The following is a 13894-nucleotide window of genomic DNA, read 5'->3' on the forward strand; positions in this document are numbered from 1 at the left end:
TATCTGATCCAGCTCGGATGAGGTGTCGATACGCGACAGCAGCTCCAGTTGCTGAGATGAGCCATCCGCCCGGTGAATAGTCAGTTCTACAGAGCCTCTGGGCTCAAGTGTATCAATACCATTCAGATCAAAGGTTTCTGAGCCATCCAGATTGAGAGAGGCTCGTGTAACTCTTTGCGGCAATTGCAGCGGTAGAACCCCCATTCCCACCAGATTGGATTTGTGAATACGCTCAAAGCTTTCAGCAATAATCGCTCTGACACCCAGCAGGGCGGGGCCTTTGGCGGCCCAGTCCCGTGACGATCCGGTGCCATAAAGCTTGCCGCCAAAGACAACGGTGGAGGTGCCTTCTTCACGGTAACGCGCAGCGGCATCGTAAATAGACATCTGTGCAGGTTCGCCTGCAGACGGGTGATAGCTTGTAACCGCGCCGGTGGTGCCTGGCAGCATCAGGTTTCTGGCTTTACCATTGCCAAAAATACTGCGTAGCATCACGTGGTGGTTGCCCCGGCGCGCCCCAAGCGATGTCAGATCATCCACTGCAACGCCTTGTGAGATCAGGTATTCGCCAGGAGGGGAGTCTGGACGTATACGGCTGACCGGTGAAATATGGTCAGTGGTGGTGTTGTCATCACACATCACCAGCATACGCGCCCCGGCGATATTGTCTAATGCATCTTTTGGTGTTTCCAGTGAAAAACCGTCGAAGAACGAGATCTCCTGAATGTAGGTTGAATCTGGATCCCAGTCATACACGGGGCCGGTTGGCGATGCGAGGTTCTGCCAGGTTTCAGGGCCGTCGAGGGAGTTCTCATAGGTCTCCCTGAAGGCTTTTGGATCCATACACTCTTGCATGGTCTGAGTGATTTCAGCATTGCTCGGCCAGATATCTTTAAGGAAAACATCGTTGCCGCTGGCATCCTGACCAATGGGCTGAGTGGTGACATCAATATTGACGTTACCGGCAATGGCCATGGCAACCACCAACGGTGGTGACATGAGGAAGTTGGTATCAACATCCGGATGCACACGGCCTTCAAAGTTCCGGTTACCGGATAAAACCGACGCTGCGATAATATCGTGATTTTGCAAGGCGGCTTCGATGCTCGGGGCCAGAGGGCCGGAATTACCCACGCAGGTTGTACAGCCATAACCGGCAGTATTAAAACCCAGTGCATCCAGATGCTGTTGTAGTCCCGCCTTGGTTAAAAAGTCGGTAGCAACCGGTGACCCTGGTGCCAGAGATGTTTTAACGCCATCAGGCACTTTCATTCCCAGCTCATTCGCTTTCTTAGCAAGCAGGCCCGCTGCAATCAATAAACCGGGGTTGGAGGTATTGGTGCAGGCTGTAATCGCTGCAATCACGATATCGCCGTCTTTTAACTCTCTTTCAGGCAGCGGCGCGAAAATACCTGCATCGTCTGCTTTCATTGGCGTTACAGTAACAACTTCGGGATTGCGATCTCCTTCGGCGGCCGCTTTTCGGAAGACATTGCCAAGCTCAGCCAGTGGCAGCCTGTCCTGAGGCCTTTTAGGGCCTGCCACAGAGGGTTCAACCGTGGCCAGATCAAGCTGCAGAAGATCAGTGTAGCGTGGCAGCGGCTGACCTGGCGTCCAGGCCATATTTTGTGCTTTATAAAACGCCAGCGGCAGGTCTCCATCCCTGCCGGTTGCTTTCAGGTACCCGGCGGAGATTTCGTCAAATGGGAAGAAGCCCATGGTTGCACCATATTCAGGTGACATATTGGCGATGGTAGCCCGGTCAGGCAGGGACAGGTTGGCACACCCCTCGCCGATGTATTCAACAAATTTACCTACGACACCGCCCGGATAGTTTCTCAACATCTCCGTGATCGTCAGTACCAGGTCTGTTGCGGTGACACCCTCTCTTAATGCGCCAGTGAGCTCAACACCGACCACTTCGGGTGCCAGCATCTGCATCGGCTGCCCCAGCATGGAAGCACCGGCTTCAATACCGCCAACCCCCCAGCCCACAATACCTAAAGCGTTCGCCATTGGCGTATGGCTGTCCATACCAATAAGGGTATCCGGGACCATCAGCTCATTAATGTTGAGATAGCCCTGTGCCAGATATTCCAGGTTAACCTGATGAACAATACCGGTTTGCGGGGGGATGATTCTGATGGTTTTAAATGCCTGCGCGCCCCATTTCAAAAAGGCATAACGCTCTCTGTTTCTGGCCGCCTCCAGTTCGCCATTAATTCTCAGAGAAGCGGGGCTGCCTGTGTTGTCCATTGTCACCGAGTGATCGATAACCAGATCTGCGCGCACCAGAGGCTCAATTATAGCCGGGTCCATGCCCATGCGCTGCACTGCTGAGCGCATAGCCGCAAAATCGACAATGGCGGGGGTGCCACTGAGGTCGTGCATAATGACGCGGCCAGCTGTGAAAGGAATTTCAATCGGCTGTGTGCCCTGATGCTCTGTCCAGCGTCCAAGTGCCTGAACCTGTTCAGCGGTTACGCCGTTCTGGCCAACATTTCGGGCGATACCTTCCAGAATAGGGCGAAGAGAGAAGGGGAGTTCATCAAGGTTTATGCCAAAGAGTGCCGCAGTATCTGGAAGGCTGTGGTAGCGGTGTGCTGTTCCGGGGAGTGTTTTTATGGAACGGGCTGGATCAAAATCGATAGGGCTTGTCATATTTTATACCTCACGCAGATGGGACGTTTCTGAACCTGTAACGCACGAGCTTCCGGTCAAAGTTGGAGTAGCCCGATCGTCTTGTTAGCTATAGATTCAGCCGTCAAACGAACCGCTATTACCTGCAACATAAATTGTTGTCTTGTTTAAATTGTCGACAATATTAGCTGATGAAAGTCTTAAATCAAGACTTTTGGCGGTATTTATGCATGAATTACATACAATCTACGACTATTTGCTAGTACAGACAGGTGTTTTTTGAGCATTTTTGACAGGCATGGATGGGTTAATGCAGCGCAGAATGGCTGTAGTGCTACTTAACTGAACGGATCAGAGATCAGGGGTTGAACAAGCACCGCGAAGCCATAAGGAGGATAGATTTAAATCCGTCAGAGACGCGGGTGGATGGATGCTGATCTCAGTAAACTTTCAGTATTTATGGTACCGCTATGCCCAACAGGTTACAGCATGCAGGTTCTGTATCCTCTTGAGTTGATCAGAAACCAGGCAGGGTTCTGGCCAGTCTGACTGGTCGATTAAAGCACAGTAGGCGCGAGCGGCAGTCAACCTGCGGTGTCATAAACCAGCGCTTGACTCTCCCTGGCCAGCCCAGAGAATTAAGCCCCTTACTGAATGATTTTTATTTTTCTGCAAACGAGTTGTCCCGTTATGCATGTGAAACATGTATACCTACAACCAATGTATACCCCCCTGGAACACGTTGATTTTGATGGTATTTATTTTATTTATATCGACTATAAGCTGAATTTAAATTGTTTTCATTGAGCTGTTTGTTACTTTTTCCTTATAATCTGCAACAGATTCATACTTAGAATTAACTGAGACGAGACGCTTTACGCTATGAGTTACTATTCTGACTACCTAGAAGAAATAGAGGTTCGTAAAAAGGACCTTGGCCTGAATCCCAAACCGATTGATAGCGCTGAGCTACTGTCTGAAATCATTGCCCAGATTAAAGACACTGGTAATGAGCATCGCGAAGCATCTTTGAACTTCTTCATCTATAACACGCTGCCTGGTACGACTCCTGCGGCTGTTGTCAAAGCGGCTTTCCTCAAAGATATCGCTCTGGGTAAAGAAACGGTTGCCGAAATCTCTCCTGAGTCTGCGCTTGAGCAGCTATCTCACATGAAGGGCGGTCCCTCTGTTGAAGCGCTGCTGGACATTGCACTGTCTGACGATGCTCAGGCTAAAGCGGCTGGCGAAGTACTGAAGTCTCAGGTATTCCTGTACGAGGCTGATACTGCTCGTTTGGCTGATGCTTACAAAGCGGGCAATGCGATCGCTAAAGATATCCTGGAAAGCTACTCAAAAGCTGAGTTCTTCACCAAGCTGGATGATATTCCAGAGAAGATCAAAGTGGTTACCTACATTGCTGCTGAGGGTGATATCTCCACTGACTTACTCTCTCCGGGTAATCAGTCTCACTCCCGTGCTGACCGCGAACTGCATGGCCTGTGCATGATCTCACCACAAGCTCAGCAGGAGATCGTTGAGCTGGGTAAACAGCACCCTGACGCCAAAGTGATGATGATTGCTGAAAAAGGCACCATGGGGGTAGGTTCTTCCCGTATGTCCGGTGTTAACAACGTGGCGCTGTGGGCCGGTGAAAAAACCTCTCCATACATCCCATTCATCAACAACCGTCCGGTGGTTGCAGGTACTAACGGCATCGCGCCTATCTTCCTGACCACTGTGGGTGTAACCGGCGGTATCGGTCTGGACCTGAAAAACTGGGTTAAGAAAACTGACGCAAACGGCGAAGTTGTTCGTGACGAAAACGGTGATCCGGTACTGGAAGAAGCATACTCTGTTGCAACGGGTACGGTTCTGACCATCGATACTAAAGCGAAGAAACTCTACAACGGCGACCAGGAACTGGTTGACGTAGCTGACGCTTTCACACCGCAAAAAGTTGAATTCATGAAAGCGGGTGGTTCGTACGCGGTAACCTTCGGTAAGAAACTGCAAACGTTCGCTGCTGAAACGCTGGGTGTTGAAGCGCCAGCTGTTTACGCGCCATCTAAAGAGATCTCTATCGAAGGCCAGGGCCTGACTGCGGTTGAGAAAATCTTTAACCGTAATGCTGTTGGTGTTACTTCTAAGACGCCTCTGCACTCAGGTTCTGACGTTCGCGTGAAAGTGAACATCGTCGGTTCTCAGGACACTACAGGTCCTATGACTTGTCAGGAACTGGAAGCGATGGCTGCTTCTACTATCTCTCCAAGTGTTGATGGTGCCTTCCAGTCTGGTTGTCACACCGCATCTGTATGGGATAACAAAGCTAAAGCCAACACGCCTAAGCTGATGGCCTTCATGAACGCATTCGGTGTAATTACTGCACGTGACCCGAAAGGCGTTTACCACTCAATGACTGACGTTATTCACAAAGTACTGAATGACATTACCGTTGACGACCGGGCAATCATCATTGGTGGTGATTCTCACACCCGTATGTCTAAAGGTATCGCCTTCGGTGCTGACTCCGGTACTGTTGCTATCGCACTGGCGACAGGTGAGTCTGCTATGCCAATCCCTGAGTCTGTGAAGGTAACCTTCAAAGGCTCTATGAAGCCTCACATGGACTTCCGTGACATCGTACACGCCACTCAGGCGCAGATGCTGAAGAAGTTCGGTGGTGAAAACGTATTCCAGGGTCGTGTCATTGAAGTACAGATCGGTACTCTGCTGGCTGACCAGGCGTTCACGTTCACTGACTGGACTGCAGAGATGAAAGCGAAAGCGTCTATCTGTATCTCCACTGACGAAACCCTGATTAAGTCTCTGGAACTGGCTAAGTCCCGTATCCAGATCATGATCGACAAAGGTATGGATAACGCAGCAGGCATGCTGCAGGGCCTGATCGACCTGGCTGACAAGCGTATCGCGGAAGTTAAATCTGGCGAAGCACCTGCTCTGGCTCCAGACGATAACGCTAAGTACTACGCTGAGCTGGTTGTTGATCTGGACGCAATCGATGAGCCAATGATTGCTGACCCAGATGTAAACAACGAAGATATCTCCAAGCGTTACACCCATGACGTGATCCGTCCGGCTTCTTACTATGATGGCCGTAAGGTAGATCTGGGCTTCATTGGTTCCTGTATGGTTCACAAAGGCGATATGCAGATCATCGCTGCGATGTTGCGTAACCTGGAGAAGAAAGGTCCGATCACCTTTAACGCGCCACTGGTTGTTGCTCCACCAACGTACAACATCGTTGATGAGCTGAAAGCAGAAGGTGACTGGGAGGTTCTCTCGAAATACGCTGGCTTCACTTTTGATGATGAGCATCCAAAAGAGAAAGCACGTACTCAGTATGAAAACATTCTCTACTTAGAGCGTCCTGGATGTAACCTGTGTATGGGTAACCAGGAAAAAGCAGCGCCTGGTGACACTGTGCTGGCCACTTCTACCCGTCTTTTCCAGGGCCGTGTTGTAGAAGATAGTTCTGAGAAGAAAGGTGAGTCTCTGCTGGGTTCAACGCCAATGGTTGTTCTGTCTACTATCCTGGGTCGCTTCCCGACTCTGGAAGAGTACAAAGAAGCCGTTGATGGTATCAACCTGACCTCTTTCGTGCCACCGAGTCAGGATCTGAGCGTAGCGCATACCGCTATCCCGGCTGTGCGTCTCTAATCACTCATCATGTGACTAACAAAAAGCCCTGATTCTTCAGGGCTTTTTTTATGTTTGCGGTTTGGTTTTCATTCTGACCTCAGAATGCATGGAGAAACGCTATTTATAAGGATTTTTGTCCTTATCGCTTCACAGCATCTTAAACATGCTGGCATCTTTTGCTGATAAAGCGCGATGAAGCAAAAAAAAACCGATGCTGATATCAACATCGGATTTTTTGTTAAACCCTTCTATCGCTCAAATGCTTAAGTAAACATTAGTGGTCTTATCGGGTTATCTAACGATTATGCCGTGGCGATCACGTTAGATGCTTTGTCGATATAAGAGTCGATCTGATCGAAGTTCAGGTAACGGTAAACATCGGCAGACATGCTGTCGATCTTCGTCGCGTAATCCATATACTCCTCAACAGTCGGGATCTTACCCAGTAGTGCCGCCACCGCCGCTAGCTCTGCAGAGGACAGGTATACGTTAGCTCCTGTACCTAAGCGGTTAGGGAAGTTACGGGTAGAAGTAGACACAACGGTGGACTTGTCAGCGACACGTGCCTGGTTACCCATACAGAGTGAACAGCCGGGCATCTCGATACGAGCGCCGGCCTTACCGAAGATGTTGTAGTAACCCTCTTCAGTGAGCTGAGCCGCATCCATCTTGGTAGGGGGCGCGATCCACATACGGGTAGGAATCGACGCGCCAGACGCTTCCAGCAGCTTACCAGCAGCACGGAAGTGACCGATGTTGGTCATACAGGAACCGATAAATACTTCATCGATGTGAGTACCCGCCACTTCAGACAGCAGTTTAACGTCATCCGGATCGTTAGGGCAGGCCAGAATAGGCTCTTTAACGTCAGCCAGATCAATCTCGATAACGGCTGCATAATCGGCATCTGCATCGCCTTCCAGCAGCTGCGGATTAGCCAGCCACTCCTCCATACCCTTGATGCGACGCTCGATAGTGCGAGGGTCGCCATAGCCTTCAGCGATCATCCACTTCAGCATGGTAATGTTAGAGTTCAGGTACTCTTTGATGGGATCTTCGTTCAGCTTGATGGAGCATGCAGCAGCCGAGCGTTCAGCCGCAGAATCAGACAGTTCAAATGCCTGCTCAACTTTCAGGTCGGGCAGACCTTCAATTTCAAGAATGCGGCCGGAGAAGATATTCTTCTTCCCGGCTTTAGCGACTGTCAGCAGGCCCTGCTTGATGGCGTAGTAAGGAATAGCATTTACCAGGTCACGCAGGGTGATACCTGGCTGAAGCTTGTCGCCCTTAAAACGAACCAGTACAGACTCAGGCATATCCAGCGGCATAACACCTGTCGCGGCGGCGAATGCCACCAGACCCGAGCCTGCCGGGAAGGAGATGCCGATTGGGAAGCGGGTGTGAGAGTCACCGCCAGTACCCACAGTATCAGGCAGCAGCATACGGTTCAGCCAGGAGTGGATGACGCCGTCACCAGGGCGCAGGGATACACCGCCGCGGTTCATGATGAAGTCTGGCAGAGTGTGGTGAGTCTGAACGTCTACTGGCTTAGGATAAGCCGCAGTGTGACAGAAAGACTGCATTGTCAGGTCGGCAGAGAAGCCCAGGCAAGCCAGGTCTTTCAGTTCATCACGGGTCATCGGACCAGTGGTGTCCTGGGAGCCTACCGTGGTCATCTTAGGTTCACAGTATGTGCCCGGACGTACACCTTCCACGCCACAGGCTTTACCCACCATCTTCTGCGCCAGGGAGAACCCTTTGCCGGTATCGGCAGGCTGTTCAGGTTTACGGAACAGATCAACAGGGCCGAGACCCAGTGCTTCACGGGCGCGCTCTGTCAGACCTCGACCGATGATCAGCGGGATGCGTCCGCCTGCGCGAACCTCATCCAGTATTACCGGAGTCTTGAGGCTGAACTCGCAAAGCTGTTCGCCGGTTTCAGCATTCCTGGCAACACCTTCATATGGGTAAACGTCAATCACGTCACCCATGTTCATTTTTTCGACATCCATTTCGATTGGCAGGGCGCCGGCATCTTCCATCGTGTTGAAGAAAATAGGAGCAATCTTGTTGCCGAAACAGAAACCGCCTGCACGCTTGTTGGGTACGTGTGGAATGTCATCGCCGAAGAACCACAGGACAGAGTTCGTGGCAGACTTACGCGAAGAGCCGGTACCCACGACGTCACCTACGTAGGCAACCGGGTAGCCCTTTGCTTTTACTGCTTCAATCTGCTGCAGCGGACCAACAGAACCTGGCTGAACCGGTTCAATCCCTTCACGCTCCATCTTCAGCATTGCATTGGCGTGCAATGGGATATCGGGTCGGGTGAAGGCGTCGGGAGCAGGGGAGAGATCGTCGGTATTTGTTTCACCGGGTACTTTGAATACGGTGACGGTGATCTTCTCAGGCAACTCAGGCTTAGAGGTGAACCATTCGCCAGCCGCCCAGGACTCCAGAACCTCTTTAGCGAACGTGTTGCCCGCGTCCGCTTTATCTTTTACATCATGGAATGCGTCAAACATCAGCAGTGTATGGGACAATGCCTTGACGGCCGTCGGCGCCAGATCATCTTCATCCAGCGCTGCGATCAGTGGCTGGATATTGTAGCCTCCGAGCATTGTGCCCAGCAGTTTGACAGCTTTAATTTTGTCTATAAGTGGCGATTCTGCTTCGCCTTTGGCGATGGCCGCCAGGAATCCGGCTTTAACATAGGCCGCCTGGTCAACACCCGCCGGTATGCGGTTTTCCAGCAGGTCCAGGATACATGTTTCTTCACCCGCAGGTGGGTTTTTGAGTAATTCAATCAGGGCTGCTGTCTGATCAGCATCCAGTGGTTTCGCCGGCACGCCTTGTTGAGCACGTTCTTCTACATGTTTACGGTAAGCTTCAAGCACGATATACCCCTCATCTGTTATCTTTGTCAGACAATACTGGTATGAGACGGTCTGACAGTCGGTCGGAAATCTTAGACTCTGCTATTGAGCTGGTGCGTGAGTTTTAGCATAAAAAACACACTAAATTTAACGAATTGTAGGAGGTTTTCCCGCTAATGCTTTCGGTTTAGGATGATTGGTTGTTTGTCTAAACTAATGTATTTATAGTTAATTTAGCGGCTTGGATCTATGTGATATAGATCAACATTACCTCTTGTGAGTAAGGAAAGCATCAGGTATTTATGTATGATGCATTTTAGGTCACTAAAATGTGTAGTCAATATTACCCAACCGCACGTTTTTATATTAACGTTAGTTACTAGTTAATCCGGTTGAGTGGTTTTAAAATACCGGACTTAAAAATCTAATGTAGTCGAGGGCGGGCTTGTGAATTCACCAATTTGGGCTGCAGTTTCCGGATGGGAGCTGAACGCTGAACTTGAGGGGCTTAATGCTCTGAATATCGAGACTCTTTTTACCGCTTTAGAGGGTAAGGAGCTAATCTATGATGGGCCACACAAGTCTGTATTGCTTCATCATTTCAGTCGGTTAGTAGCTTCCAGGCCAACTAATTTGCGTAGTCAGGTGCAGAGAGTTTACCTCTCTATCCTTTGCCATGACGAAGCAGAGTTAACCGGAGCGCTGTTTGATCTTTATCTGACCCTTGATGGTCGGGGGCTGGCGTTACGTAAAAGACTCCTGGAACAGGGCGCTGGAATGTTAAGAGAAGAGGAGCTGGAGCTGTTTAAAGCAATCCTTAGCGATGGCGATAATTCCAGACTGTTGCAGTTAAGTAAGCAGAAGTCAGTGCTGTGCAACGGTAACTTTTCACTGCATTAATAAAATTTTCTCGCTACAACGGAGTGGATGAAGTCGTGGGGGTATCTCATATCAAACTGAATAAGCGTGCAGCTAGCAACGTCATCAAGCTGGGAGTCATCGGCTTTGAGTTGCAATCGAAAACAGCGATTGATCTGTTCTTTATGCAGCACCAGAAACTCTACAGTCTTGTAGCGACAGAACATGCAGATGTACTTATCATTGATATGGAACACCCGGCAGTCAAGCCCGTGATCGAGCAGTACCGGGAAAGCCGCCCAATTATTGCTGTGACCGCTACTGAAAATCAATTTCCTGGTTTTGAAACGCTGCGTAAGCCTCTGGAAGGCAAACGCCTTATTAAAGCGATTAAGCAGGCCGTGGATAATTTTGTCCCGGGCGAAACCGCTCAGGATCTATCTGTCAACGTTAGTAATGAAGGTGAGAAAGCGTTTCAGGAATATCAGAAGCGCCTTGCGTCAGGTCGCCAGGCTATGGCGGACTATAAAACCATTACTTCAGACCGGGACCTGAGTTCCTCTCAGGTGCGTCAGCGTTTTCAGCTTGATCAGAGTACGTCCGCCGCGCCAACGGCTGAGGGTGACGAGGTTGTCAGTTTTGAAGCGGCGGCCACCCCTAATCAGCCTGCGCAGACAGAGCCGTCTGCAGCAGCTCCCGCTGCCCCGGCAATAGCTCCCGTTGAAAGAAAAGCGGCAGAAAAGAAACCGCAGGATGTTAAGGCCCGCCTTTCTTATCAGATGGTTTATGAATGTTGTGGCAATGCTCCTGATGTGAACATGTATGAGCCGGATCAACGGCGCCGGGTTTTCTTTAAAGAGGACTCGACTCTGATGGCTATTTTGCAAGAGGTGATTGTTGAGGGCAAAGCGCAGCAAGTGCCTGTTGAGATCAACGGATTGCCCGGCACGCTGGCATATTTGCCAGAGCATAAGAAATTTCTTTTTGATTTCAGTGAAGACCTGCTGATACCTCTCGCGCTGACCCGGTTTGGCTATCAGGAGCTGACTCTCAATGTGCGCCCCGACCTGGATCTCGATCGTCCCAGTGTTGCCGGATCAAAGGTGTCTGTCGTCGATAGTGATGAATTGATCTGGAAACTGGCGCTCTGGACCTCTAAAGGTCGGCTTAATCGGGTTATTGATCCTGAGAAGCCTCACCGTCTGGTTCAGCGCCTGGATTTTGATCGATTGCTGGCCATTCCCCATGCAACCACTATCAATAGCTTGTGGAGTCGGCATAGTCTGTCTGCTCTGGAAGTCGTTAAAGTTTTGAAGATTCATCAGCGTTATGTGTTTTCATTTATGACTGCCGCTTATGCCCTGGGGGCATTTAAGTAGTAGTGGCAGCAGTGGCCCTTTTTAGTTGTCAGCCAAGTGTGGCAATAAAGGATTAAGTAACTTATAAAAGTAGCCGGAGATATTTTGGTGGGAGATTATAATCAGGACTCCATTCGTTATATCGCTATCACCCCTAGCGGAGCATATTTCGCAACATTGAATTCTGCTCCTGATGATGCGCGGGCGATGTTGTTGCAGTTACTATCAACGGATTTTGAGCTTCTATACTCGCTGGAGCTGGTTGCTGAACTGGCAGATCTGGATGAGGTTCAGGCAATGGGGCTGTTTCAGCAGCTGTTGGATCGGGGCTTTGTTGCACTGTCCGAAACCCCGCCTGAAATTAAACGGGGTCCTCTGGAAGATATTCTGCCTGACCTGCTCAGGCAGATATCTGACAGTGGCAGAGCACTGTTAGCGGATGATCAGGGTTTCTGTCTTTCTTCAACAGGCTACTCTGTTGAGCAGTCTGAAACACTGGCGGCACTTGCAGCCGATCTGTTATCACTGCAGGAGCGTCATAAACATATTTTAACCAGTGATCTGGGTGTTGCCGGAGACTCCTGGGGTATTATGAATGCCGCAGGTCAAAGTCAGGTTGGTTGTTGGGTGATTTATATTGGTCATCAACGTTTTACATTGGTGATCTCTGATATGCCTAAGCTGAATCAGCAAGCGTTTGCTGAAATTCTGGCAAGCCTGGCCCGGCGTTATCTCGATTATTAATTTTATTAAGATTTACTGATCTCCCATGAAGGGAGGATTTATGGAAGGAGTGTTCTATGCGTTCTGAGATGCTTACCTCAATTTTGAGTGATCTCAACGGCACATCAGCTGATATCGAAGCCTCTGCAGTTATCTCTACAGATGGTCTGATGATTGCGGCGCTGCTGCCATCAAGTATGGATGAAGACCGCGTTGGTGCTATGAGTGCTGCAATGTTGTCCTTGGGAGAGCGCACATCAAAAGAGCTTGCCCGGGGTGATCTTGAACAGGTTCTGGTTAAAGGGGATGAGGGGTATATCCTGATGACCCATGCAAACCAAGACTCAGTACTAACTGTTGTTGCCAAGCCAAATGCACGTTTGGGACTTATATTCCTTGACGTTAAGCGTGCGGCAGAGGCGATCGGTAAGATCCTTTAATCGTTAACATCCGGCACTGATTAAGGAAAACTGCTGTCACGGATGATTTGCAGTGCCTGAGCGAAGAAGGCTGTAAGTATGTCTGAGCAAGACACATTAGAAGTACGTACTGTTGAAATAACGTATTTTGATGGTACGAAACGCACGGCGGAGATTGTTGATCGGGAGGTTCCCTATCCAGATGGCAAGCTGATCGTGTCCCGTACTGATCCGCAAGGTATAATCACCCATGCGAATCAATCATTTATAGATATGTCTGGGTACAGCGAAGAAGAGCTTATCGGCACAAACCATTATATTTTACGTCACCCTGATATGCCCGCGATTGCTTTTAAAGGCCTGTGGGATACGATTGAACAGGGCACAAAATGGCATGGCTATGTGAAAAATTTGCGTAAAGACGGCGCCTATTACTGGGTTAAGGCAACGGTTATTCCAAATATTCGTAATGGGCAGCTGGTCGGTTATACCTCAGTGAGGCGAAAACCTTCGCGCAGTAAGATAGAAGAGAGTGAAGCACTCTATAAAACATTGATGGCTGAGGAGTGATGGCGATGACATTTAATCTCACGGTCAGCCCTGACTTCGCACCGGATCATATCTCAGGCTGGTACTTTTTCAATACCTGGCTGCAGCGTAAGCTGGATATCGGTATTCATCTTGAACTGTACGATAATTTTGATGCACAGCGTAACGATATTCGTGCTGATAAGTTTGATATGATTTACGCGAACCCATACGATGCTTCAATGCTTGTGAGGGATATGGGGTTTCAAGCCATTGCGCGTCCTGCCAGTAAACCTGATGAAACGGTTATTGCCGTTAATGCTGAGTCTTCTTTTCAAACAGTTGAAGATCTTGCAGTGGGAAGCAGAATAGCGACAACGGATGATCCCGATGTTCATACCATGGGCATGATCATGCTGGAGTCCGCTGATCTGGATAAAAGCAATACGGATATTAAACAGCACAGCAGCTATGTTGTGGTGGCTAAAAATCTGTTAAATGGTGATGCCGATGCCGGTTTCTTCCTTAAAGAGGCCTATGATGAGCTGTCTGAGTTGATCCGTTCTAAAATGCGGGTTTTAGTCAGCAGTGAGATCAGTGTGGTGCATCACAGCCTGTTGGTCGGGCCGAGGATGGCTGAGCATATCCCAGCGATTCAGGCGGCATTGCTGACAATGCAAGATGATGAGAAGGGTAAAGGTGTACTCGAGAGCATGGATATCGAACACTGGGAGCCTATGGACTCAGAGCAAACTGAGTTTATGATCGACCTGATAGACACTCTTATTGAATAAGTGAATTAGCAGACCGCTTTAAGAAACACAAAAAAACG

9 protein-coding genes are annotated in these 13894 nt (G+C 49.6%); 7 read left to right on the forward strand and 2 right to left on the reverse strand.

Annotated elements, in window-relative coordinates; genetic code table 11:
- Window positions 1-2661 (reverse strand): aconitate hydratase AcnA (gene acnA, locus ACQY8X_RS14135; protein ID WP_428035784.1); only part of this gene is annotated, 2661 nt, incomplete at its 3' end.
- An 861-nt stretch (window positions 2662-3522) separates the two neighbouring features.
- Between acnA and ACQY8X_RS14140 the strand changes: the two genes are divergently transcribed.
- A complete protein-coding gene (locus tag ACQY8X_RS14140) occupies window positions 3523-6318 on the forward strand; it encodes a bifunctional aconitate hydratase 2/2-methylisocitrate dehydratase (RefSeq protein ID WP_428035785.1) in 2796 nt (931 codons plus the stop codon).
- A gap of 284 nt (window positions 6319-6602) precedes the next feature.
- Here ACQY8X_RS14140 and acnB read toward each other — a convergent pair whose 3' ends face one another.
- Window positions 6603-9197, reverse strand: coding sequence for a bifunctional aconitate hydratase 2/2-methylisocitrate dehydratase (gene acnB, locus ACQY8X_RS14145; protein ID WP_428035786.1), 2595 nt, complete (start codon window positions 9195-9197; stop codon window positions 6603-6605).
- Between the two features lie 426 nt (window positions 9198-9623).
- Here acnB and ACQY8X_RS14150 point away from each other — a divergent pair, with 426 nt between their 5' ends.
- From ACQY8X_RS14150 to ACQY8X_RS14175, 6 genes are all read left to right on the forward strand, one after another.
- Complete coding sequence (locus ACQY8X_RS14150) at window positions 9624-10076, forward strand: hypothetical protein (RefSeq protein WP_428035787.1); 453 nt, start codon at window positions 9624-9626, stop codon at window positions 10074-10076.
- Between the two features lie 35 nt (window positions 10077-10111).
- Window positions 10112-11413, forward strand: coding sequence for a hypothetical protein (locus ACQY8X_RS14155; protein ID WP_428035788.1), 1302 nt, complete (start codon window positions 10112-10114; stop codon window positions 11411-11413).
- Between the two features lie 87 nt (window positions 11414-11500).
- Complete coding sequence (locus ACQY8X_RS14160) at window positions 11501-12136, forward strand: hypothetical protein (protein ID WP_428035789.1); 636 nt, start codon at window positions 11501-11503, stop codon at window positions 12134-12136.
- Window positions 12137-12192: 56 nt separating this feature from the next.
- On the forward strand, window positions 12193-12555 hold the full coding sequence (locus ACQY8X_RS14165) for a roadblock/LC7 domain-containing protein (protein ID WP_428035790.1): 363 nt from the start codon (window positions 12193-12195) through the stop codon (window positions 12553-12555).
- Window positions 12556-12633: 78 nt separating this feature from the next.
- A complete protein-coding gene (locus tag ACQY8X_RS14170) occupies window positions 12634-13104 on the forward strand; it encodes a PAS domain-containing protein (RefSeq protein ID WP_428035791.1) in 471 nt (156 codons plus the stop codon).
- A 5-nt stretch (window positions 13105-13109) separates the two neighbouring features.
- The gene (locus tag ACQY8X_RS14175) at window positions 13110-13856 is read left to right on the forward strand and encodes a phosphate/phosphite/phosphonate ABC transporter substrate-binding protein (protein ID WP_428035792.1); all 747 of its coding nucleotides are present in this window, start codon (window positions 13110-13112) and stop codon (window positions 13854-13856) included.
- Window positions 13857-13894 lie beyond the last annotated feature (38 nt).

Source organism: Amphritea sp. (genome assembly GCF_050300915.1).
Taxonomy (GTDB): Bacteria; Pseudomonadota; Gammaproteobacteria; order Pseudomonadales; family Balneatricaceae; genus Amphritea.

Excerpts from the sequence above, each read along its gene's own strand:
- ACQY8X_RS14175 (WP_428035792.1), top strand. The coding sequence starts at position 13,110 with ATGACATTTAATCTCACGGTCAGCCCTGACTTCGCACCGGATCATATC.
- ACQY8X_RS14170 (WP_428035791.1), top strand. The coding sequence starts at position 12,634 with ATGTCTGAGCAAGACACATTAGAAGTACGTACTGTTGAAATAACGTAT.
- ACQY8X_RS14165 (WP_428035790.1), top strand. The coding sequence starts at position 12,193 with ATGCGTTCTGAGATGCTTACCTCAATTTTGAGTGATCTCAACGGCACA.
- ACQY8X_RS14140 (WP_428035785.1), top strand. The coding sequence starts at position 3,523 with ATGAGTTACTATTCTGACTACCTAGAAGAAATAGAGGTTCGTAAAAAG.